This is a genomic window from Serratia sp. PAMC26656 (assembly GCF_016469055.2).
Classification (GTDB): Bacteria; Pseudomonadota; Gammaproteobacteria; order Enterobacterales; family Enterobacteriaceae; genus Serratia; species Serratia plymuthica.
Genome location: NZ_CP150486.1, coordinates 3,061,083 through 3,083,271, shown reverse-complemented (window position 1 = coordinate 3,083,271; position 22,189 = coordinate 3,061,083). Strand labels below are relative to the sequence as shown.

Below are 22,189 nucleotides of genomic sequence, written 5' to 3'. Positions count from 1 at the left end.
GCGTGAGGTGAATGGTTAAGGTAACTGATAAATGTGACGTGCAACTATTTTGATTAGTGATATGACAGGCTACGGCTGAGTTTGATTTACATTAAGGGGGATGTTTACAAGGATGGTGGTGGGGGAAGGATTCGAACCTTCGAAGTCTGTGACGGCAGATTTACAGTCTGCTCCCTTTGGCCGCTCGGGAACCCCACCATGATATTCATGGATTTACAAATTGTCGTTCCGGTTTTGCCCGGAAGAAACCTGGCCGGTTTCTTTACTGCAACTTCACTCTTTGCAGAGAGAAGATGGTGGTGGGGGAAGGATTCGAACCTTCGAAGTCTGTGACGGCAGATTTACAGTCTGCTCCCTTTGGCCGCTCGGGAACCCCACCACTGGCCTAGCTTGCGAAACGTCTGTCTCGGTAAGCGGGGCGCATCATATCAAATGAAGCGCGTGTGTAAAGTATTGAAATGCAGAAAATGAATCGTTTGCCGATTTTTTGCCCGTGACGGTGCATTCCTGAACGAAAGGTCCCGTTTTATACCCCTAACCTTTCAAGCAGTCGCGTTTTTGGCGGAGCTTGCTCACCCCAGGGGGAAATATTCGCCCCTCTGGGGTGAGCGAGTTGGCACCTGGCGGCAACTTGAAATTTATCGGATATATTGAGCCGTTACAGAATAACCGTGCGGTTACCGTAAACAAATACCCGCTGCGCCAACACATGATACAGCGCGCGGCTGAGCGCGTTTTTCTCTACGTCACGCCCGGCACGCATCATATCTTCAGCAGAATAGGTGTGATCAACATGAATCACCTCCTGCATGATGATTGGGCCTTCGTCCAGATTATCGTTAACGTAGTGTGCGGTAGCGCCGATGATTTTTACCCCGCGTTCGTAAGCCTGATGGTAAGGCCGCGCGCCAATAAAGGCCGGCAGGAACGAATGGTGGATATTGATCACCTGGTTCGGGTAGTGCTGAACAAATGCCGGGGTCAGTACGCGCATATATTTGGCCAGTACCACGTAATCCGGCTGATATTGATCGATCTGAGCCACCATTTTTTGATCGTGCTGGTCGCGCGTCAACCCTTCATGGCTGACCAGATGGAACGGAATATCGAAGCGTTCGACCAGCGTTTGCAGCGTATCGTGGTTGCCGATAACCGCGGCGATCTCTACATCCAGACCGCCGTAGGCGCTTTTCATCAGCAAGTCGCCCAGACAATGCGCTTCTTTGGTCACCAGTACCACAATGCGGCGACGGCCGGAGTTGTGCAGCTCGCGAACAGAGCCTGTCGGCAGCGCGCTGTCGAGATCTGCCAGCAGCGTGGTGTCGTTGAAGATACCTTCCAGCTCGGTACGCATAAAGAAACGCCCGGTGCGGTGATCAACAAACTCATTGTTTTGAACAATGTTGAGTTCATGTTTGTAGCAAATGTTGGTGATCTTGGCGATCAGGCCTTTGGCATCCGGACAAATGGTGCGCAAAACTTTTCTTTGTACATTTTGGTGTGGCATGGGAATGAGGATCCTGTCTGATACTGAACGTCCTGTCTGTGCAGGCGAGAGTTTTTATAGTCTTCATCTTCAAGCGGCAGCCTGGTCGGCTGCGGCATGAACGCTATGGGACACAATGACAGCCGGCTAACGCCCGCAGCATTTTTTATATTTTTTACCTGAACCACAGGGGCAAATTGCGTTTCTGCCAGGCTGGGGTTTGGTTCCGTCAATATAGTACCAGCGTTGGTCAAGCTGAAGGAAGCGCGAACGCTCATGCATCGCCTTGTGTTCGTCGCTGCCGGCGTCAACGAAGCGCGCAACGAATTCGACAAAACCTTCGCCGGTATCATGACCTTCTTTTTCTTCTACCACCGTCAGACCAAGCCACTCGGTGCTTTTGAAGCTGTCGACGATGGACTTGCGCCATTCATCGGCATGGCAATCGGGATGCCAGGTGGCGATCAGATAATCAACATTGTGTTTCACGTAGGCGGTAAAGCGCGAGCGCATTAACGTGCCTGGAGTGGGTGCGAATCTGACCCCGTTAATGTAGGGTTCGCAGCATGCGCTATACTCCAGACCGCCGCCACAGGGGCATAATTCAGGCAAGGTAACTCCTAAAATGGCCGGCACGAAAAAGAACGGCCAATGATGATGAAATGAATTTAGCGCATATGTTACCTAACATTATTCGGTCGTGACAATCTACGCTGACAGCAGGTTTGATACAATTCACCGGGTAAAGGGCAGGCGTTATGCGACAGATTAAAGTGGGACTGGCATTGGGGGCGGGGGCGGCCAAAGGCTGGGCGCATATTGGTGTCATCAACGCGCTAAAGAAGTTGGGCGTTGAGGTCGATATAGTAGCCGGTTGCTCGGTTGGTGCGCTGGTGGGTGCCGCATTTGCCAGCCATCGTCTGCCGGCCATGGAGACGTGGGTGCGTTCGTTCAGCTATTGGGATGTGATTCGGCTGATGGATTTGTCCTGGCAGCGGGGCGGTCTGTTGCGGGGCGAGCGGGTGTTCAATGCGGTGGGGCAGTTGTTGAAGATCGATGATATTGCCGAGTGTTCTCTGAAATTCGGTGCCGTGGCGACTAATCTGAGTACCGGGCGGGAGTTGTGGTTGACGAAAGGGGATATTCATCAGGCGGTACGAGCTTCATGCAGCATGCCCGGTTTGTTGGCGCCGGTGTGGTTCGACGGTTATTGGCTGGTAGATGGCGCGGTGGTTAACCCGGTTCCTATCTCATTAACCCGCGCGATGGGCGCCGATATCGTCATCGCCGTTGACCTGCAACATGATGCGCATCTGATGCATCAGGATTTGTTCTCGGTCCGCAATGATGCGGAAGAGCCGAACGATCTCCCTGCCCGCAACTGGCGGGGGCGCTTGCGCGAACGAATTAGCAAGATGACGTTGAGAAAGCCTAACTTCACGCCAACGGCGATGGAAATCATGGGGACGTCGATACAGGTGTTGGAGAATCGCTTGAAACGCAACCGCATGGCCGGCGATCCGCCTGATGTGCTGATTCAACCCTACTGCCCGCAAATTTCAACGCTGGACTTTCACCGCGCCAATGAGGCGATTGAAGCCGGCGAGCTGGCGGTGCAAAAACAGCTCGATATGCTGTTGCCGTTGATAAAAAATAAATAGCTGCCGGTTTCAGGGGGGGCAACGTGCGGTTGGGACATTTTCCGGCAAGCGTAAATACCCTTTTTGAGCCACTATTACACTATGAAAAGGGAAGAGGCTCGGCTGATGGCATTACCACTCACTAACAAGCGGATTTTGATCGTTGAGGACGAACTGGTGTTTCGTTCCGTGCTTGTTGGCTATTTGAAATCGCTGGGAGCGGAGACCAGTGAGGCGACCAATGGTTTGCAGGCACTGAGTGCCGTAGACGATGTCCATCCCGATTTAATCTTGTGCGATCTCGCCATGCCGGAAATGGGCGGGATCGAGTTTGTCGAACATCTGCGGCTGCAAGGCCTGCAAATCCCGGTACTGGTGATTTCGGCCACGGATAAAATGGCGGATATCGCCAAGGTGCTGCGTTTGGGCGTGCAGGATGTCTTGCTGAAACCGGTGGCCGATCTCAACCGACTGCGTGAAGCGGTATTGGGGTGTTTGTATCCCAATATGTTTACCTCCCCGGCCCTGGAAGAAGCTGAGCTGTTCAAGGATTGGAATGCGCTGAGTAAAAATCCTTCTGAAGCGGTAAAATTGCTCAAACAGCTTCAGCCGCCGGTGCAACAGACCATAGCCCATTGTCGGATTAATTACCGGCAATTAACCACCAGTGAGAATCCGGGGTTGGTGCTAGATATAGCCGCACTGTCGGATAAGGATCTGGCTTTCTATTGCCTGGATGTTACCCGCGCCGGTGATAATGGCGTATTGGCAGCGCTGTTGCTGCGTGCTTTATTTAACGGATTATTGCAGGATCATTTAGTTAATCAGCGTCATCGGTTGCCGCAAATGACGACACTGTTAAAGCAAGTTAATCAATTATTGCGCCAAGGTAAGCTGGAAGGCCAATTCCCGCTGTTAGTTGGTTATTATCACGCCGAATATAAAAACCTGATTCTGGTTTCTGCGGGCCTGCATGCCAATGTGAATACCGGTGACAATCAAATCCAACTGAGCAACGGTGTGCCTCTGGGTATGCTGGGCGCAACTTACATGAACCAAATCAGCCAGCACTGTTCCGCCTGGCAGTGTCAGGTTTGGGGGGCTGGGGGCAGGCTGCGACTGATGCTTAGCGCCGAATAGCAAGCAGTTGTAAAAATATTATTTGAAATTAAGATATTCAACATACTTATTTTTATCTCAGAAAATCTGTTTAGGTAATTGTCCTAAATTTTTTCTATTTGTGCTCAGACTAATGCCAGACAGTCATAAACTGGTATACTCCGAAGGTTTTTTGTATGGCAGATGAAGCTCACAAAATGAGCGCCAATTCTATTAGAGAGAGGAAATAATGCCTGCTGTAAATCGTAAAATCAGAAAGGCAGTGATCCCGGTTGCAGGCTTGGGAACACGAATGTTGCCGGCGACAAAAGCCATCCCAAAAGAAATGTTGCCGCTGGTTGACAAGCCATTGATCCAGTACGTGGTCAATGAATGCATTGCGGCAGGGATTAACGAGATTGTGCTGGTCACCCATTCCTCCAAGAATTCGATTGAAAACCATTTCGATACCAGTTTTGAGCTGGAAGCGATGCTGGAAAAACGCGTTAAGCGCCAATTACTGGATGAAGTTCAGTCTATTTGCCCGAAAGGCGTCACCGTGATGCAAGTGCGTCAAGGGGTGGCGAAAGGCCTTGGGCATGCCATTATGTGCGCCTATCCATTGGTGGGCGATGAGCCGGTTGCCGTAATTTTGCCGGACGTGATCCTCGATGAGTACAGCGCCGATCTGAAAAAAGACAATTTGCACGAAATGCTGCAGCGGTTCGAACAAACCGGCATCAGCCAGATTATGGTCGAACCTGTGCCGCAGAAAGATGTCGGCAATTATGGCGTGGCTGATTGCAAAGGTTATGAACTGCAGGCGGGTGAAAGCGCTCCGATGGTCAGTGTGGTCGAAAAACCTTCGCCGGACGAAGCGCCGTCAAACCTGGCTATTGTTGGCCGTTATGTGCTTTCTGCCGATATCTGGCCGCTGCTGGCGAAAACGCCTCCAGGCGCCGGCGGTGAGATCCAACTTACCGACAGTATTGAAATGCTGATGCAGCAGGAAACCGTTGAAGCCTATCACCTCAAAGGGGTGAGCCATGACTGCGGCAACAAGCTGGGTTACATGCAGGCTTTCGTCGAGTATGGCCTGCGCCATGCCAGTCTTGGCAAAGAATTTTCTCAGTGGTTGCAACAACTGTTGGCCGCTGATAAGAAATAATTTATTTATCTTTCGTCTTAATTTGAAAAACTAGGATTTTCCCATGAAAGTAACAGTTTTTGGTATTGGCTATGTTGGCCTGGTACAGGCTGCGGTATTGGCTGAAGTCGGCCATGACGTTATGTGTATTGATGTAGACGAGCGTAAAGTCGAAAACCTGAAGAACGGGAATATCCCCATTTTTGAACCCGGTCTGACGCCGCTGGTGCAACAGAACTATGAAGCGGGTCGTCTGCACTTCACCACCGACGCTAAAGCCGGTGTTGCACACGGTACCATTCAGTTCATCGCCGTGGGGACGCCACCGGATGAAGACGGCTCTGCCGATCTGAAATACGTGACTGCCGTAGCACGCACTATCGCGGAACATATGACCGATCGCAAGGTGGTGATCGACAAATCCACAGTGCCGGTAGGTACTGCGGATAAAGTACGCCAGGTGATGGAAGAAACTCTGAAAAAACGCGGCAGTACAGTGCCTTTCGACGTGGTTTCCAATCCGGAGTTCCTGAAAGAAGGCGCGGCGGTAGCGGACTGCATGCGTCCGGAGCGTATTGTTATCGGTACCGATAACAAAGAGGTTATCGAACCTATCCGTGAGCTTTACGAGCCGTTCAACCGCAATCACGATCGCATGATCATGATGGATATCCGCAGCGCCGAGCTGACCAAATATGCCGCCAACTGTATGCTGGCGACCAAGATCAGCTTTATGAACGAAATGTCCAATCTGGCCGAAATGCTGGGTGCGGATATTGAGAAAGTGCGTCAGGGGATCGGTTCTGACTCGCGTATCGGTTACCACTTCATCTATCCGGGCTGCGGCTACGGCGGCTCATGCTTCCCGAAAGACGTTCAAGCGCTGATCCGCACTGCGGAGCATATTGGTTACCAACCCAAGCTGTTGCAGGCGGTAGAGCAGGTTAACTATCAGCAAAAATATAAGCTGACTAAATTTATCAAACACCACTTCGGTGAAGATCTGAAAGGTAAAACCTTCGCGTTGTGGGGGCTGGCATTCAAACCCAATACCGACGACATGCGCGAGGCCTCCAGCCGTGTGCTGATGGAGCAACTGTGGGAAGCGGGTGCTATCGTTCAGGCCTTCGATCCAGAAGCCATGAACGAAGTACAGCGTATCTATGGTCAGCGTGACGATCTGAAGTTGGTGGGCACCAAAGAAGCAGCGCTGCAGGGGGCTGACGCACTGGTTATCTGTACCGAATGGCAGAATTTCCGTGCGCCAGATTTCGATGTAGTTAAAGGTGCTCTTAAACAGCCTGTCATTTTTGATGGCCGCAACCTGTTTGATCCAGAACGTCTGGAAAGCCGCGGTTTCACGTATTATGCAATCGGCCGTGGCGCGTCCATTCAGCCGGTTATCTAAGGGGTGAGCATGAAATTCCTGGTTACAGGCGCTGCAGGATTTATTGGTTATCACGTTGCTGAGCGTCTGTTGGCTGCCGGGCATCAGGTTGTCGGTATCGACAACCTGAATGATTATTACGATGTGACCCTGAAAATGGCACGCCTTGAGTTGCTTTCGGATAAATCTGAATTTCAGTTTATTAAGCTGGATCTGGCCGATCGCGAGGGTATGGCGGGGCTGTTTGCAGAGCAAAAGTTTCAACGGGTGATTCATCTGGGTGCGCAGGCGGGCGTACGTTATTCGTTGGAAAATCCTCTGGCCTATGCGGATGCCAATCTCATTGGGCATTTAAACGTGCTGGAAGGGTGTCGCCACAATAAAGTTGAGCATCTGTTATATGCCTCCTCCAGTTCGGTATACGGTCTGAACCGTAAACTGCCCTTTGCGACGGAAGACTCTGTTGATCATCCGGTGTCATTGTATGCGGCAACCAAAAAAGCCAATGAGCTGATGTCGCACAGCTATTCCCACTTATATGGTATTCCGACCACTGGTCTGCGGTTCTTTACCGTATATGGCCCGTGGGGCCGCCCGGATATGGCGTTGTTTAAATTTACCAAAGCCATATTGGCAGGCGAAAGCATCGACGTATATAACCACGGTGAGATGCACCGTGACTTTACTTACATTGACGATATCGCTGAGGCTATTGTGCGGTTACAGGCGGTTATTCCTCAGGCTGATGCGTCATGGACGGTCGAGCAGGGTTCACCTGCAACCAGTTCTGCGCCTTACCGTGTCTATAATATCGGCAACAGTAGCCCGGTGAAGTTGATGGAATATATTCGCGCACTGGAGCAGGCGCTAGGGATTGAGGCGCGCAAGAATATGCTGCCGATGCAACCTGGCGACGTTTTAGATACCAGCGCGGATACCGCCGAGCTTTATCGCGTTATCGGCTTCAAACCGGAAACCGGTGTTGAAGAAGGCGTGAAACGCTTTGTCGAGTGGTATAAATCATTTTATAAAGTTCAGTAATTGAACAACTGAACAATGTTATAAAGGGGCTGCGGCCCCTTTTTTATGTCTTGAAAAACGCCAGGGATAGCTCTGGCGATAAGAAGAATGGGGGCGCTTGGCGTAGGTGGATATTTGCGTCCAGGCTAAGCTGTGGGCCCAGAACGCAGAAAATACGCATAACAAAAAGGCTCCCAAAGGGAGCCTTTTTAACATGCAGCGAAATGCTATTACAGCAGGAAATCGTCCAGAGATTTACCTTGCTCTTCGATAGCTTTCTTAATCACTGCCGGGGTACGGCCCTGGCCGGTCCAGGTTTTCAGTTCGCCGTTTTCGTCTTTATATTGATATTTAGCTGGACGTACTGGACGTTTAGCTTTACCAGCGGCTTTAGTTGCAGCCATAGTTTGCAGCAGTTCATTTGGGTCAATACCGTCAGCAATCAACATTTCACGATATTGCTGCAGTTTACGGGTGCGTTCTTCCACTTCTGCTTGAGCCTGGCTGTCTTCTTCGCGACGTTCGTTCACAACAACTTCCAGTTTTTCAAGCATCTCTTCCAGCGTTTCCAGGCTGCATTCTCTTGCCTGTGCGCGTAGAGTACGGATGTTGTTCAAAATCTTTAATGCTTCGCTCATTATCCTAGTCTCAAATTATATTGGTGGGGGGCGTCTGGATAATAATAGAGTGCTCTTTTCTTTTCTGCAATAGCCAAATTGAAAGGAGTACTCAAATTTATCTTTAAAAAAACGGTTAATCAGATCCGTTCGGCTAATATAGGTAGGGATGTTAAGTATTACAACCTCCATTTTTAAGTCAAATTTTCAACAGCCACACTATGTTTGATGGGGCTGTAAGGCATTTATGGCTAAGTTATAATTGTGTTTTATATCGATATTACGACGAATTCTGTGGGCTTAATCACTCGTTTTAGTATGCAGACATTGTAAACAATGGGGGTATGCGGGTAAAGATAACGTCAAGAACTGTGCCTTTGTCTGTTTTATGTCATTAAATTTCTCGGCACTCTCCTTAGGGGCTAATAGATTTGAGTCTGTCACCGGGTGGCGGTCGTGCAACGGCGTCTCTCCACTAGCTTAACCATTAATGCTGAGGGCAAATCATTAGCAGTAATTAATAGTGATGGCAGGCAAAGATTATCCTGTAAATAGATGTAAAAGAGGGGCAGGAGCAGAACGAAATGTTTCATTTGAAAGCCTGCTATTACCTTTGCCAGGATATTGAGAACCCAGAGCATGGGCAGGCCGGCGGGTTATGGTACACTTAGCGCTTGAATCAACGTCTGAATATTTCTTATACCATTGGAGTTGCCGGCCCATGGCTCAACTTTATTTTTATTATTCTGCTATGAATGCAGGAAAATCCACCGCACTGTTACAATCTTCATATAATTATCAAGAACGTGGTATGCGCACGTTGGTGTTTACTGCCGAAATCGATCATCGTTTTGGCGTAGGGAAGGTGAGTTCGCGCATCGGCTTGTCGTCCCAGGCGCAGCTCTATAATAATGACTCCATGCTCTACGCCATGATTGCTCAGGAACATCAGCAGCAGCCGGTACACTGCGTGTTATTGGATGAAAGCCAATTTTTGACGAAAACACAGGTTGAGCAATTGTGCGACGTAGTCGACCAACTGGATATTCCGGTATTGTGCTATGGGTTGCGTACCGACTTTCTGGGTGAGCTGTTTATCGGCAGCCAATATTTGCTGGCTTGGGCGGATAAACTGGTGGAGTTGAAAACCATCTGCCACTGCGGCCGCAAGGCGAATATGGTGCTGAGGTTGGATGAAAGCGGCCAGGCAATGCATGCAGGTGAACAGGTCGTGATAGGCGGCAACGAGAGCTATGTGTCTGTTTGCCGCAAACATTACAAGGAAGCCATACACGCACTGGAGTGAGTCTCTGGGCGGCGTAACGCGTATTGTGGGGCGTTTTAGCGCTACTGTGCCGTGAGGCCGAGTGAATTATTCCGCAGCATAAAAAAACCGCCTTTCGGCGGTTTTTTTGTCGGCTCAATGAACCGTTATTTTTTGGACTTTTTTTCCGCTTTGGCCGCAATCGGTGCAGCCAAAACTTCTTCATCATCCGCTTCGCTGAACTTACGTCCGTAGAAGGTATCCAGCATGATTTGCTTCAGTTCGGCAATCAGCGGATAACGCGGGTTGGCGCCGGTACACTGGTCGTCAAAAGCATCTTCAGACAGTTTGTCGACCTTCGCCAGGAAGTCGGCTTCCTGCACACCGGCTTCACGGATGGAAGCAGGGATGCCCAGCTCGGTTTTGATCTCATCCAGCCACACCAGCAGTTTCTCGATTTTTTGCGCGGTACGGTCGCCCGGTGCGCTCAGACCGAGGTGGTCGGCGATCTCAGCGTAGCGACGACGTGCCTGTGGGCGGTCGTACTGGCTGAAGGCCGTCTGCTTGGTCGGATTGTCGTTCGCGTTATAGCGAATGACGTTGGAGATCAACATGGCGTTGGCCAGGCCGTGCGGGATATGGAACTCAGAGCCCAGTTTGTGGGCCATGGAGTGGCAAACCCCCAGGAAGGCGTTGGCAAACGCGATACCGGCAATGGTCGCGGCGTTGTGCACGCGCTCACGGGCCACCGGGTTCTTGGCGCCTTCCTTGTAGCTGGCGGGCAGATACTCTTTCAGCAATTTCAGCGCTTGCAGCGCCTGGCCGTCAGAGTATTCGTTCGCCAGTACCGAAACATAAGCTTCCAGCGCGTGGGTAACCGCATCCAGGCCGCCGAAGGCACAGAGTGATTTTGGCATGTTCATCACCAGATTGGCGTCAACGATCGCCATATCCGGCGTCAATGCGTAGTCAGCCAGCGGGTATTTCTGGCCGGTCGCATCGTCGGTCACTACCGCAAACGGCGTGACTTCAGAACCGGTACCTGAGGTGGTGGTGACGGCGATCATTTTTGCTTTGACGCCCATTTTCGGGAACTTGTAGATACGTTTACGGATATCCATAAAGCGCAGCGCCAGGTCTTCGAAATGGGTTTCCGGATGTTCGTACAACACCCACATGATCTTCGCAGCATCCATCGGTGAACCGCCGCCCAGCGCGATGATCACGTCTGGTTTGAAGGAGTTCATCTGCTCGGCGCCTTTACGCACGATGGACAGCGTTGGGTCAGCTTCTACTTCGAAGAACACTTCTGTTTCAATGCCGTGCGATTTCAGAACCGTGGTGATCTGGTCTGCATAGCCGTTGTTGAACAGGTAGCGGTCGGTCACAATGAAGGCGCGTTTTGCCCCGTCGGTCGCTACTTCTTCCAGCGCGATAGGCAATGAGCCACGGCGGAAGTAGATTGATTTCGGAAGTTTATGCCACAACATGTTTTCTGCTCGCTTCGCTACAGTTTTCTTGTTGATCAAGTGTTTTGGACCGACGTTTTCAGAGATGGAGTTACCACCCCAGGAACCGCAGCCCAGCGTCAGTGACGGAGCGAGTTTAAAGTTGTACAGGTCACCGATACCACCCTGAGACGCCGGGGTGTTGATCAGGATACGTGCGGTTTTCATCTTGTCGCCGAAGAAGGCAACGCGTTCCGGCTGGTTATCCTGGTCGGTGTACAGGCAGGACGTATGGCCGATGCCGCCCATGGCGACCAGTTTTTCAGCTTTGCTGACGGCGTCTTCAAAATCTTTGGCGCGATACATTGCCAGCGTCGGAGACAGCTTTTCGTGAGCGAAAGGTTCGGATTCATCAACCAATTTCACTTCACCGATCAGCACCTTGGTGCTGGAAGGCACTTTGATGCCGGCCATTTCAGCGATTTTAGGCGCAGATTGGCCGACGATGGCCGCATTCAGGCCGCCGTTTTTCAGAATGATGTCCTGGACCGCTTTCAGCTCTTTGCCCTGCAGCAGGTAGCCGCCGTGGGAAGAGAAACGCTCACGAACTGCATCATAGATGGAGTCAACGACGATGACAGACTGCTCGGAGGCGCAAATCACACCGCTGTCGAAGGTTTTAGACATCAAAATAGAGGCCACAACGCGTTTGATGTCCGCTGTCTCGTCAACCACCACTGGGGTGTTACCGGCGCCAACACCGATTGCAGGCTTGCCGGAGCTGTAGGCGGCTTTCACCATACCTGGACCGCCGGTAGCGAGGATCAGGTTGATGTCCGGGTGGTGCATTAACTGGTTGGACAGCTCAACGGTAGGCTGGTCAATCCAGCCGACGATGTCTTTTGGTGCCCCGGCAGCGATTGCCGCCTGCAACACGATATCCGCCGCTTTGTTGGTGGCATTTTTCGCACGCGGATGTGGTGAGAAGATAATGCCGTTACGGGTTTTCAGGCTGATCAGCGCTTTAAAAATAGCCGTAGAGGTTGGGTTGGTGGTCGGTACGATACCGCAAATCAAGCCAATAGGCTCGGCGATGGTGATCGTACCAAAGGTATCGTCTTCAGACAGGATACCGCAGGTTTTTTCATCTTTATACGCGTTGTAGATATACTCTGAAGCGAAGTGGTTTTTGATCACTTTATCTTCAACGATACCCATACCGGATTCTTCAACGGCCATTTTGGCCAAGGGAATACGGGCATCGGCAGCGGCGAGGGCAGCAGCGCGGAAGATTTTATCAACTTGCTCTTGAGTGAAGTTGGCATATTCGCGCTGGGCTTTTTTGACACGTGCGACTAGCTCGTTCAGTTCAGCGACATTCGTTACAGCCATAATGCTCTCCTGATAATGTTAAACTCTTTCAGTAAATAAGCCGTGCGAGCAACTAGTATAGACACCTAAGCGGAAAATGCTGCTTAAAAACAAGGGCTTTCCATACTGTACAACGCATGCTGCTGATTTGCTTAAAGAGCTTTCCCACGGCTTCTGGGGAGAAGCGGCGGGTTGAACAGAGATACCTCTTTTTCCTTAATCTGTTCTACTCCCTGACTACGACTAAGAGCTTAACTACTCTTGATTAGCGATTTTGTGATTTAAATCATGAAAAGTGCAGGCTGACACCATTCAGCTCAAGTTGTTGAGAATTGTTCTTGATAACTGTGTGGTAGACGTTTTTTTTAAACATAAAAAATCATAAACCGTACATTTGCTTAACAATAGCGAATTGTTTCAGGTTATTTGTTCTTAAAGGATAAAAATGCTGCATTCGGCCAATGGATTACCCGTGGCAATTCAATTACATTAGCGCGCGTAGGCAGTATCACTTTTCAAAGCTATTTAAGCGGAGTCATTTGTGGGCCAATCTCTGTTGGATTTTTCCGGCTACATTAAATTTTTTGTCGGCTTGTTTGCGTTGGTGAACCCGGTGGGCATTCTGCCGGTGTTTATCAGCATGACCAGCTACCAGGCCGCGGCCGGGCGCAATAAAACGAACATGACCGCCAACCTGTCGGTCGCCATTATCCTGTGGACCTCGTTGTTTCTGGGGGAAGGGATTTTGCGCATGTTTGGCATTTCCATTGATTCGTTCCGCATTGCCGGCGGCATCCTGGTGGTGAGCATCGCCATGTCGATGATCAGCGGCAAGTTGGGTGAAGACAAACAGAACAAACAGGAAAAATCAGAGAGCGCGATCCGCGAAAGTATCGGCGTGGTGCCACTGGCATTGCCCCTGATGGCGGGGCCGGGCGCTATCAGTTCCACTATTGTCTGGAGTTCCCGTTATCACAATTGGCAAAACCTGCTGGGTTTTAGCCTGGCGATTGCGTTGTTTGCCTTCTGCTGTTGGCTGCTGTTCCGTGCCGCTCCTTTGCTGGTGCGTTTATTGGGGCAAACCGGTATCAACGTTATTACCCGAATCATGGGGTTGTTGCTGATGGCATTGGGTATCGAGTTTATTGTTACCGGTATTAAAGCCATATTCCCGGGGCTGTTGTAATCAGGTCAGTGAGTCGCGAATAGGATAATTCGCGACTCAAATTAATTTTAAAAATTAAAATTAATTATTGGCTCGCATTAATATAGTGCGTAATGTGAATAAATTTTCTTCACTTGCACCACCATGTGGCATAAATCTCACTTTGCTGCTCAATAAAAGCTCTAATCGTTATTTTTAACCCTTATCTTGCCTCTTTTCTGCCCGTTATAGCCTGCCTAATGTCAAATCTGCTGTTAATTTAGTCACATCATTCTGTAGGGCTTGTCTCGCTTTCATCCAGGTGTTATTAGTGATTAACCGCGTATAAGCAGGCGTTTGTTCTTTGAATGGACTCTTTGTTAACTGAATGTTTCTTTGCGGTAAGCTCTGACCTGTAGCGCATAACTTGCGCAATGATTTTGTGAATTTTATTAAATAAAATCATTGTGTTAGCGAGGTGGTGGGTTGTCGGGTTAGCGGTGGGGCAAATCGCGCACTGGGCAATAAAAGAGAATTGCTTAACATTTTTGTAAAAATTATTGGCTATGGAATTTGGCTTCTGCTAATTTCCGAGCAACTTTATTCGCTTAAATAATTGCAGAGCGTCGTCAAAGTGGGAACGATTTTTGCTGGTATCCGTTATTTAGAATTCTTATAAATACTTCACAAATATCGATAAGCAATGCTTGTCGGTGAAAAGGAGCCTCGACTATGCAGCAAACAATGAAGCGCGCGCCGTTGACCATGTTCATTGCCGGCATGCTGAGTATCAGCGCCGTTTATTCTGTACAGGCGGCCGATGTTCCGGCCGGGGTGCAATTGGCCCAACAGCAAAGCATTGTGATCAACAACGGCAGCGAAGTCGCTTCATTGGATCCGCACAAGGTCGAAGGAACACCTGAAAGCAATATCATTCTTAACCTGCTGGAAGGATTGGTCAGCACCGACGCCAATGGGCATGTGGTGCCGGCCGCCGCGGCAACCTGGGAAAACCAGGATTTTAAAACCTGGACTTTCCACCTGCGCCCGGATGCGGTGTGGAGCGACGGTTCCCCGGTTACCGCACAGGACTTTGTCTACAGTTGGCAGCGTCTGGCCGATCCCAAAATCGCTTCCCCTTACGCCAGCTATTTGCAATACGCCAAAATTGAAAACGTCGACGATATCCTGACCGGCAAGAAAAGCCCGCAAACCCTGGGCGTTAAGGCCATCGATGACAAGACGCTGCAGGTTCAACTGAGTGAACCGGTGCCGTACTTTGTCAGCATGTTGAGCCACACCTCGCTGAAACCGGTAAAACAGGCGGTGGTTGAAAAGTTTGGCGACAAATGGACATTGCCCGCCAACTATGTCGGCAACGGCGCTTACCGCCTGAAAGAGTGGGTGGTGAATGAGCGCATTGTGCTTGAGCGCAGCCCAAGCTACTGGAACAACAAAAAAACGGTCATCGACCAGGCGACGTTCTTGCCGATCGCTTCAGAGGTCAGCGACGTCAACCGCTTCCGCAGCGGTGAGATTGATATCACCAACAATGCTATCCCGCCGAACCTGTTCGTGAAGATGAAAAAAGAAATCCCGGAGCAACTGCACGTTAACCCGTTCCTGTGCACGTTCTATTACGAGATCAATAATCAGCGCGCACCTTTTACCGATGCACGGGTGCGCACTGCGGTGAAGCTAACGCTCGATCGCGACATCATCGCCAACAAAATCATGGGCCAGGGCCAGATCCCGGCGTACAACTTCACCCCAACCTTTACCGATGGCGCCAGGTTCACCACGCCGAAATGGGCGAGCTGGAGCCAGGAGCAGCGTAATGCCGAAGCGAAGAAACTGTTGGCGCAAGCCGGTTTCACTGCGGCAAATCCCTTGAAGTTCACGCTGTTGTACAATACCTCGGATCAAAACAAACAGCAGGCGATCGCTGCTGCTTCGATGTGGAAGAAAAATCTCGGGGCGGATGTCACATTGCGCAATCAAGAGTGGAAAACCTCGTTGGAAAGCCGTCATCAAGGGGATTATGACGTGGCGCGTGCGACCTGGTGCGGTGATTATAACGAGCCAAGCGCCTTCCTGAATCTGGTGGTTTCCAATAGCAGCATGAACACTATCTTTTACAAGAGCCCGGCATTCGACGCCCTGATGGCCAGTACGCTGAAGGCACCGGACGAGGCTGCGCGTGCCGCTATTTACCAACAGGCGGAAGCGCAGTTGGATAAAGATTCTGCGTTGGTTCCGGTGTATTACCGCGTCAGTGCGCGCCTGATCCGGCCGTCGGTGGGGGGCTTTACCGGTAAAGATCCGCTGGATTATACCGATGTGAAAAATCTGTACATTATCAAGCAGTAAAAGGGGTATTACGCCACGCCAACAACGAGGAGTAATACAGGGAAGGCCGCCTGCCGCATTCGTTCATTGGCAGTCGGTATAACAAGGTCCGCTCACGGGCAACGCAGGCTCCACGATGAGTCTGTGATAATAAAAAACTGGAGTATATCAATGACCAACATCACGAAGAAAACCCTCCTTGCCGCCGGCATTATTGCCGCGCTGGGCATCACAGCAACCGGCAGCGCAATTGCTGCCGTCGTGCCCGCGGGTGTGCAACTGGCAGAGAAACAAGAGATCGTTAAAAACAACGGTTCGGAAGTACAGTCGCTGGATCCGCATAAAATCGAAGGCGTGCCGGAAAATAACGTAACGCGCGATCTGATGGAAGGTTTAGCCAACAACAACCTGGATGGGTCCATTGTGCCGGGTGTGGCGGAAAGCTGGGATAACAAAGATTTTAAAGTCTGGACCTTCCACCTGCGTAAAGACGCGAAATGGTCGAACGGCAAACCGGTAACGGCGCAAGATTTCGTGTATAGCTGGCAACGTGTGGTGGATCCGAAAACCGCATCCCCTTATGCAAGCTATCTGCAATACGCCCACGTAGAAAACGTGGATGACATCATCGCAGGCAAGAAAGACAAATCAACCTTGGGCGTGAAAGCCATTGACGACCATACCTTCCAGGTTACCCTGACCGAGCCGGTACCTTACCTGGTTGAAATGACTCCGCACTACGCGATGAAACCGGTGTTTAAAGATGCCGTAGAGAAGTATGGCGAGAAGTGGACTCTGCCTGCCAACTACGTCAGCAACGGCGCTTATAAACTGAAAGACTGGGTAGTCAACGAACGCATCGTACTGGAACGTAACCCGGAATATTGGGATAACGCAAAAACCATCATTAATAAAGTCACGTTCCTGCCAATTGCGTCGGAAGTGACCGACGTTAACCGCTACCGTACCGGCGAAATCGACATGACTTACAACAACATGCCGATCGAGCTGTTCCAGAAGCTGAAGAAAGAGATCCCGAAAGAAGTTCATGTTGATCCGTACCTGTGTACCTATTACTACGAAATCAACAACCAGAAAGCGCCGTTTACCGATGAGCGCGTGCGTGAAGCGCTGAAACTGGGCCTGGACCGCGACATCATTACCAATAAAGTGAAAAACCAGGGCGACCTGCCAGCCTACAGCTTCACTCCGCCTTATACTGATGGCGCCAAGTTGACTCCGCCGGAATGGTTCGGTTGGACGCAGGAAAAACGCAACGAAGTGGCGAAGAAACTGCTGGCAGACGCGGGTTATGGCCCAGGCAAACCGCTGACTTTCTCGCTGCTGTACAACACCTCGGATCTGCACAAGAAGCTGGCGATTGCCGCCGCCTCCATCTGGAAGAAAAATCTGGGTGTGGATGTGAAGCTGGTGAACCAGGAGTGGAAAACCTTCCTGGATACTCGTCATCAGGGTACCTATGACGTAGCTCGCGCCGGCTGGTGCGCGGACTACAACGAACCTAGTTCGTTCCTGAACATGATGCTGTCTGACAGCAGCAGTAACACCCCGCACTACAAGAGCGCCGAGTTCGATAAGCTGATGGCTAATGTGCTGACGGCGAAAACCAAAGAAGAACGTGCCGCTCTGTATCAGAAAGCCGAGGTTCAGCTGGATAAAGACTCCGCCATCGTTCCGGTTTATTACTATGTAAATGCCCGTCTGGTGAAACCTTATGTTGGCGGTTACACCGGCCAAGACCCGCTTGATAACGTGTACGACAAAAACCTGTACATCATCAAGCATTGATACGGTAAGCGCCGGCGGTGTGAACCGCCGGCCCATGTTGAGAATAATAAGCCGTTATCAGGCTGCAGCACAGGGTTAGGGCAATGCTAAAATTTATATTTCGACGCTTGTTAGAAGCGATCCCGACACTATTTATCCTTATCACCATTTCATTCTTCATGATGCGTTTGGCCCCCGGCAGCCCTTTTACCGGCGAGCGCGCATTGCCGCCGGAAGTGATGGCCAATATCGAAGCCAAATACCATTTGAATGATCCTATCTGGAAACAGTACGGCCATTATCTGGCTCAGCTCGCGCAAGGCGACTTTGGCCCGTCATTCAAATACAAGGATTATTCGGTCAACGATTTGGTCGCCGCTTCTTTCCCGGTTTCAGCCAAATTGGGCCTGGCCGCATTTTTGCTGGCGGTGGTTTTGGGGGTTAGCGCCGGTGTCATTGCCGCATTGAATCAAAATACCAAATGGGATTATACGGTAATGGGGTTTGCCATGACCGGGGTGGTTATCCCCAGTTTCGTGGTGGCGCCGCTACTGGTATTGATTTTCGCCATTACGCTGAAATGGCTGCCCGGCGGGGGGTGGAACGGTGGGGCGCCGAAATTTATCATCTTGCCGATGGTGGCGTTGTCGCTGGCCTATATTGCCAGTATCGCCCGTATCACGCGCGGATCGATGATTGAAGTGCTGCACTCAAACTTTATCCGCACCGCCCGCGCCAAAGGCTTGCCAATGCGCCGTATCATTTTGCGTCATGCATTGAAACCTGCGTTATTGCCGGTGCTTTCTTATATGGGGCCTGCCTTTGTCGGCATCATCACCGGTTCGATGGTGATTGAAACCATTTATGGTTTGCCGGGTATCGGCCAGCTGTTCGTCAACGGTGCGCTGAACCGTGACTATTCTTTGGTATTGAGCCTGACCATTCTGGTGGGCGGCCTGACTATTCTGTTTAACGCGATCGTGGACGTGCTGTACGCCGTTATCGATCCCAAAATTCGTTATTAAGCTGGAGCACGCAAATGATGTTGACGAAAAAGAACAGCGAAGCTCTGGAACACTTCAGCGAAAAGCTGGAAGTGGAAGGGCGCAGCCTGTGGCAGGATGCTCGCCGCCGCTTTGTGCATAACCGTGCGGCGGTCAGCAGCCTGTTTGTGCTGGCGCTGATTACCCTGTTTGTGATTGTAGCGCCGTGGTTGTCGCAGTTCGCTTATGACGATACCGACTGGGCGATGATGTCGGCTGCGCCGAGTCTTGAATCTGCGCACTACTTCGGCACGGACTCCTCCGGACGCGATTTGCTGGTGCGCGTGGCGATTGGCGGGCGCATCTCGCTGATGGTCGGCGTGGCTGCGGCGCTGGTGGCGGTGATTGTCGGTACCCTGTACGGCGCGATGTCAGGTTACCTGGGCGGCAAGACCGACTCGGTGATGATGCGCTTGCTGGAGATCCTCAACTCCTTCCCATTCATGTTCTTCGTGATCCTGCTGGTGACCTTCTTCGGTCAAAATATCCTGCTGATTTTTGTGGCGATCGGCATGGTGTCGTGGCTGGATATGGCACGTATTGTGCGCGGGCAAACCCTGAGCTTAAAACGTAAAGAATTTATCGAAGCGGCATTGGTGTGCGGGGTTTCAACCCGAAATATCGTACTGCGCCATATTGTGCCTAACGTGCTTGGTGTGGTGGTGGTGTACGCCTCATTGCTGGTGCCGAGCATGATCCTGTTCGAATCCTTTCTCAGCTTCCTGGGGCTGGGCACGCAGGAGCCATTAAGCAGCTGGGGCGCATTGCTCAGCGATGGCGCCAACTCGATGGAAGTTTCACCGTGGTTGCTGCTGTTCCCGGCGGGTTTCCTGGTCGTCACTCTGTTTTGTTTCAACTTTATCGGCGACGGTCTGCGTGATGCCCTCGACCCGAAAGATCGTTAAGGAGTGCCATCATGAGCACCATTGAAAACCCGCAGTTGCAAACCAGCGCCGTCGCCAAATCGCCGCTGTTGCTGGATGTAAAAGACCTGCGCGTGACCTTCGGCACCCCGGACGGTGACGTGACGGCAGTGAACGATCTGAACTTCGACCTGCGAGCCGGTGAAACGCTGGGCATCGTCGGCGAGTCCGGTTCGGGCAAATCCCAGACCGCTTTCGCGCTCATGGGGCTGCTGGCCAGCAACGGCCGCATTGGCGGTTCGGCCAAGTTTAACGGCCGCGAAATCCTCAACCTGCCGGAAAAACAGCTCAACAAGCTGCGGGCGGAAGAGATTTCGATGATCTTCCAGGATCCGATGACGTCGCTTAACCCTTATATGCGCGTTGGCGAGCAGCTGATGGAAGTGCTGATGCTGCATAAAAAAATGAGCAAAAGCGAAGCCTTCGAAGAGTCGGTGCGTATGCTCGATGCGGTAAAAATGCCGGAAGCGCGCAAGCGCATGCGCATGTATCCGCATGAGTTCTCCGGCGGTATGCGCCAGCGCGTGATGATCGCCATGGCGTTGCTGTGTCGGCCCAAGTTATTGATTGCCGATGAGCCGACCACCGCACTGGATGTGACGGTTCAGGCGCAGATTATGACGTTGTTGAATGAACTGAAACGCGAGTTCAACACGGCCATTATCATGATCACCCACGATTTGGGCGTGGTGGCCGGTATCTGTAATAAGGTGCTGGTAATGTACGCCGGGCGCACGATGGAATATGGCAGCGCGCGTGATGTGTTCTATCACCCGAGCCACCCATATTCCATAGGTCTGCTGAATGCGGTACCGCGTCTGGACGCTGAAGGTGAAGCCTTGATGACCATTCCCGGCAACCCGCCGAACCTGTTGCGCCTGCCGAAAGGCTGCCCGTTCCAGCCGCGTTGTCAGTTCGCGATGGAACAATGCGCGAGCGCTCCGCCGTTGGAGCAGTTTGGTGAAGGGCGCCTGCGTGCCTGCTTTAAACCGGTGGAGGCGTTGGTATGACAGCGGTAACCGACAAGAAAGTACTGCTCGAAGTGGCCGATTTGAAAGTGCACTTCGACATTCATGATGACAAACAGTGGTTCTGGCAGCCGGCGAAAACCCTGAAGGCGGTCGACGGCGTGACGCTGCGGTTGTTCGAAGGGGAAACGCTGGGCGTGGTTGGCGAGTCCGGTTGCGGAAAATCGACCTTCGCCCGCGCCATTATCGGCCTGGTGAAAGCTACCAGCGGGCGCGTTGCCTGGTTAGGCAAGGATCTGCTCGGCATGAGCGATACCGACTGGCGCAAAACGCGCAGCGATATCCAGATGATCTTCCAGGATCCGCTGGCCTCGCTGAACCCACGCATGACCATCGGCGAAATCATCGCCGAACCGTTGCGCACCTATTACCCGAAAATGCCGCGTCAGGAAGTGAAGGACAAGGTGAAAGCGATGATGCTGAAGGTGGGCTTGTTGCCAAACCTGATCAACCGCTATCCGCATGAGTTCTCCGGCGGCCAGTGTCAGCGTATCGGCATTGCGCGTGCGCTGATCCTGGAACCGAAGTTGGTGATCTGTGACGAGCCGGTCTCCGCATTGGATGTGTCGATTCAGGCGCAGGTGGTCAACCTGCTACAGCAGTTGCAACGTGAAATGGGGCTGTCGTTGATCTTCATCGCCCATGACCTGGCGGTCGTCAAGCACATCTCTGACCGCGTGCTGGTGATGTATCTGGGCCATGCGGTGGAGCTGGGGACCTACGATGAGGTGTACCACAACCCGCAACACCCTTACACCAAAGCGCTGATGTCGGCGGTGCCGATCCCGGATCCGGACAAGGAGAGGGAAAAGCAGATCCAACTGCTGGAAGGAGAATTGCCTTCGCCGATCAATCCACCATCAGGCTGCGTGTTCCGCACTCGCTGCCCGATTGCCGGGCCGGAATGCGCCAAGACCCGACCGCTGCTGGAGGGGAGTTTCCGCCATGCGGTGTCGTGCCTGAAAGTCGATCCTTTATAATTAACCCGTCGTCTTCAAGCCGCAGCGTTGTTCGCTGCGGCACCAACAAAAAACCCGCCAACGTTGGCGGGTTTTTTCATGCAAGCAGGGCGCTTATTCTTTCCACAAAATGTGGCACAGCTTGTGGTCTTTCTCACGGCAGAGCAATACGCGGGCAAACACGTCGTTGATCGGTTCGCCATCGCTGTCCGCGAGGCCAATGACCACTTCGGCAAAAAAGTCCGGGTTCAGGTCAAAATCCACATGTTCCGACCAGTCTTCCGCCGGATCATACAGCTCGGCGCCGCCGCGTTCCTCAAATTGCAGGTTGAACAGCAGGATATCCGCCGGATCCAGATTGTCGCCGGCCAATTCCAGAAAGATGTCATAAGCCTGTTCCAGCGTTTCGTCTTCGGTAAGGCGGTTATTCAAATCCATAAAAAAATCCTGATCAAAAATGATTTGGCGTTATTAAAC

The 22,189-nt window shown here is 51.6% G+C and carries 18 protein-coding genes and 2 tRNA genes; 13 read left to right on the top strand and 7 right to left on the bottom strand.

The window, feature by feature from the left end; all coding sequences use genetic code 11:
- Nucleotides 1–113 precede the first annotated feature (113 nt).
- The 4 genes from JEM67_RS15500 to JEM67_RS15485 all read right to left on the bottom strand — a co-directional run bounded on the left by JEM67_RS15500 (nt 114) and on the right by JEM67_RS15485 (nt 2,098).
- A tRNA-Tyr gene (locus JEM67_RS15500) sits at nt 114–198 on the bottom strand.
- 96 nt (nt 199–294) lie between these two features.
- A tRNA-Tyr gene (locus tag JEM67_RS15495) sits at nt 295–379 on the bottom strand.
- 279 nt (nt 380–658) lie between these two features.
- A complete protein-coding gene (purU, locus tag JEM67_RS15490; RefSeq protein ID WP_004945352.1) occupies nt 659–1,507 on the bottom strand; it encodes a formyltetrahydrofolate deformylase in 849 nt (282 codons plus the stop codon).
- 126 nt (nt 1,508–1,633) lie between these two features.
- Nucleotides 1,634–2,098, bottom strand: coding sequence for a YchJ family protein (locus tag JEM67_RS15485; protein WP_199636054.1), 465 nt, complete (start codon nt 2,096–2,098; stop codon nt 1,634–1,636).
- 146 nt (nt 2,099–2,244) lie between these two features.
- Between JEM67_RS15485 and rssA the strand changes: the two genes are divergently transcribed.
- The 5 genes from rssA to JEM67_RS15460 all read left to right on the top strand — a co-directional run bounded on the left by rssA (nt 2,245) and on the right by JEM67_RS15460 (nt 7,799).
- The gene (gene rssA / locus JEM67_RS15480) at nt 2,245–3,147 is read left to right on the top strand and encodes a patatin-like phospholipase RssA (protein ID WP_199636053.1); all 903 of its coding nucleotides are present in this window, start codon (nt 2,245–2,247) and stop codon (nt 3,145–3,147) included.
- A gap of 105 nt (nt 3,148–3,252) precedes the next feature.
- Complete coding sequence (gene rssB, locus JEM67_RS15475; protein WP_199636052.1) at nt 3,253–4,266, top strand: two-component system response regulator RssB; 1,014 nt, start codon at nt 3,253–3,255, stop codon at nt 4,264–4,266.
- A gap of 208 nt (nt 4,267–4,474) precedes the next feature.
- Nucleotides 4,475–5,392, top strand: coding sequence for a UTP--glucose-1-phosphate uridylyltransferase GalU (gene galU, locus JEM67_RS15470; protein ID WP_004945340.1), 918 nt, complete (start codon nt 4,475–4,477; stop codon nt 5,390–5,392).
- A 43-nt stretch (nt 5,393–5,435) separates the two neighbouring features.
- Complete coding sequence (locus tag JEM67_RS15465; protein ID WP_199636051.1) at nt 5,436–6,779, top strand: UDP-glucose dehydrogenase family protein; 1,344 nt, start codon at nt 5,436–5,438, stop codon at nt 6,777–6,779.
- A gap of 9 nt (nt 6,780–6,788) precedes the next feature.
- Nucleotides 6,789–7,799 carry an NAD-dependent epimerase gene (locus tag JEM67_RS15460; protein WP_199636050.1) on the top strand — a complete coding sequence of 337 codons (1,011 nt, stop codon included), beginning with the start codon at nt 6,789–6,791 and terminating at the stop codon, nt 7,797–7,799.
- Between the two features lie 209 nt (nt 7,800–8,008).
- On the opposite strand, the gene hns is transcribed toward JEM67_RS15460, so the two are convergent.
- Entirely contained in the window at nt 8,009–8,416 is a 408-nt protein-coding gene (gene hns / locus JEM67_RS15455) for a histone-like nucleoid-structuring protein H-NS (protein ID WP_004945327.1), read from the bottom strand.
- Nucleotides 8,417–9,116: 700 nt separating this feature from the next.
- On the opposite strand from hns, the gene JEM67_RS15450 reads away from it, so the two are divergent.
- A complete protein-coding gene (locus JEM67_RS15450; protein ID WP_199636049.1) occupies nt 9,117–9,701 on the top strand; it encodes a thymidine kinase in 585 nt (194 codons plus the stop codon).
- Between the two features lie 125 nt (nt 9,702–9,826).
- On the opposite strand, the gene adhE is transcribed toward JEM67_RS15450, so the two are convergent.
- Nucleotides 9,827–12,499, bottom strand: coding sequence for a bifunctional acetaldehyde-CoA/alcohol dehydrogenase (gene adhE, locus JEM67_RS15445; RefSeq protein ID WP_199636048.1), 2,673 nt, complete (start codon nt 12,497–12,499; stop codon nt 9,827–9,829).
- A gap of 520 nt (nt 12,500–13,019) precedes the next feature.
- Here adhE and JEM67_RS15440 point away from each other — a divergent pair.
- The 7 genes from JEM67_RS15440 to oppF all read left to right on the top strand — a co-directional run bounded on the left by JEM67_RS15440 (nt 13,020) and on the right by oppF (nt 21,733).
- Nucleotides 13,020–13,664 (top strand): YchE family NAAT transporter, encoded by a 645-nt coding sequence (locus JEM67_RS15440; protein ID WP_004945318.1) that lies wholly within the window; start codon nt 13,020–13,022, stop codon nt 13,662–13,664.
- Between the two features lie 690 nt (nt 13,665–14,354).
- Nucleotides 14,355–15,992: an ABC transporter substrate-binding protein gene (locus tag JEM67_RS15435; protein WP_199636047.1), complete on the top strand. Its 1,638-nt coding sequence runs from the start codon at nt 14,355–14,357 to the stop codon at nt 15,990–15,992.
- 150 nt (nt 15,993–16,142) lie between these two features.
- Nucleotides 16,143–17,780, top strand: coding sequence for an oligopeptide ABC transporter substrate-binding protein OppA (gene oppA, locus JEM67_RS15430; RefSeq protein ID WP_199636046.1), 1,638 nt, complete (start codon nt 16,143–16,145; stop codon nt 17,778–17,780).
- 83 nt (nt 17,781–17,863) lie between these two features.
- Nucleotides 17,864–18,784, top strand: coding sequence for an oligopeptide ABC transporter permease OppB (gene oppB / locus JEM67_RS15425; RefSeq protein ID WP_004945308.1), 921 nt, complete (start codon nt 17,864–17,866; stop codon nt 18,782–18,784).
- A gap of 14 nt (nt 18,785–18,798) precedes the next feature.
- Nucleotides 18,799–19,707: an oligopeptide ABC transporter permease OppC gene (gene oppC, locus JEM67_RS15420; RefSeq protein WP_006321181.1), complete on the top strand. Its 909-nt coding sequence runs from the start codon at nt 18,799–18,801 to the stop codon at nt 19,705–19,707.
- A gap of 11 nt (nt 19,708–19,718) precedes the next feature.
- Complete coding sequence (locus JEM67_RS15415) at nt 19,719–20,735, top strand: ABC transporter ATP-binding protein (RefSeq protein WP_004945304.1); 1,017 nt, start codon at nt 19,719–19,721, stop codon at nt 20,733–20,735.
- The gene (gene oppF / locus JEM67_RS15410) at nt 20,732–21,733 is read left to right on the top strand and encodes a murein tripeptide/oligopeptide ABC transporter ATP binding protein OppF (protein WP_004945302.1); all 1,002 of its coding nucleotides are present in this window, start codon (nt 20,732–20,734) and stop codon (nt 21,731–21,733) included. The genes JEM67_RS15415 and oppF overlap by 4 nt, the downstream gene beginning before the upstream one ends.
- Before the next feature lie 93 nt (nt 21,734–21,826).
- Here the strand turns inward: oppF and JEM67_RS15405 are convergent, their stop codons facing one another.
- Nucleotides 21,827–22,150: an HI1450 family dsDNA-mimic protein gene (locus JEM67_RS15405; protein WP_004945300.1), complete on the bottom strand. Its 324-nt coding sequence runs from the start codon at nt 22,148–22,150 to the stop codon at nt 21,827–21,829.
- Between the last annotated feature and the right edge of the window lie 39 nt (nt 22,151–22,189).

Excerpts from the sequence above, each read along its gene's own strand:
- purU (WP_004945352.1), bottom strand. The coding sequence starts at position 1,507 with ATGCCACACCAAAATGTACAAAGAAAAGTTTTGCGCACCATTTGTCCG.
- rssA (WP_199636053.1), top strand. The coding sequence starts at position 2,245 with ATGCGACAGATTAAAGTGGGACTGGCATTGGGGGCGGGGGCGGCCAAA.
- rssB (WP_199636052.1), top strand. The coding sequence starts at position 3,253 with ATGGCATTACCACTCACTAACAAGCGGATTTTGATCGTTGAGGACGAA.
- galU (WP_004945340.1), top strand. The coding sequence starts at position 4,475 with ATGCCTGCTGTAAATCGTAAAATCAGAAAGGCAGTGATCCCGGTTGCA.
- JEM67_RS15465 (WP_199636051.1), top strand. The coding sequence starts at position 5,436 with ATGAAAGTAACAGTTTTTGGTATTGGCTATGTTGGCCTGGTACAGGCT.
- JEM67_RS15460 (WP_199636050.1), top strand. The coding sequence starts at position 6,789 with ATGAAATTCCTGGTTACAGGCGCTGCAGGATTTATTGGTTATCACGTT.
- hns (WP_004945327.1), bottom strand. The coding sequence starts at position 8,416 with ATGAGCGAAGCATTAAAGATTTTGAACAACATCCGTACTCTACGCGCA.
- JEM67_RS15450 (WP_199636049.1), top strand. The coding sequence starts at position 9,117 with ATGGCTCAACTTTATTTTTATTATTCTGCTATGAATGCAGGAAAATCC.
- adhE (WP_199636048.1), bottom strand. The coding sequence starts at position 12,499 with ATGGCTGTAACGAATGTCGCTGAACTGAACGAGCTAGTCGCACGTGTC.
- JEM67_RS15435 (WP_199636047.1), top strand. The coding sequence starts at position 14,355 with ATGCAGCAAACAATGAAGCGCGCGCCGTTGACCATGTTCATTGCCGGC.
- oppA (WP_199636046.1), top strand. The coding sequence starts at position 16,143 with ATGACCAACATCACGAAGAAAACCCTCCTTGCCGCCGGCATTATTGCC.
- oppB (WP_004945308.1), top strand. The coding sequence starts at position 17,864 with ATGCTAAAATTTATATTTCGACGCTTGTTAGAAGCGATCCCGACACTA.
- oppC (WP_006321181.1), top strand. The coding sequence starts at position 18,799 with ATGATGTTGACGAAAAAGAACAGCGAAGCTCTGGAACACTTCAGCGAA.
- JEM67_RS15415 (WP_004945304.1), top strand. The coding sequence starts at position 19,719 with ATGAGCACCATTGAAAACCCGCAGTTGCAAACCAGCGCCGTCGCCAAA.
- oppF (WP_004945302.1), top strand. The coding sequence starts at position 20,732 with ATGACAGCGGTAACCGACAAGAAAGTACTGCTCGAAGTGGCCGATTTG.
- JEM67_RS15405 (WP_004945300.1), bottom strand. The coding sequence starts at position 22,150 with ATGGATTTGAATAACCGCCTTACCGAAGACGAAACGCTGGAACAGGCT.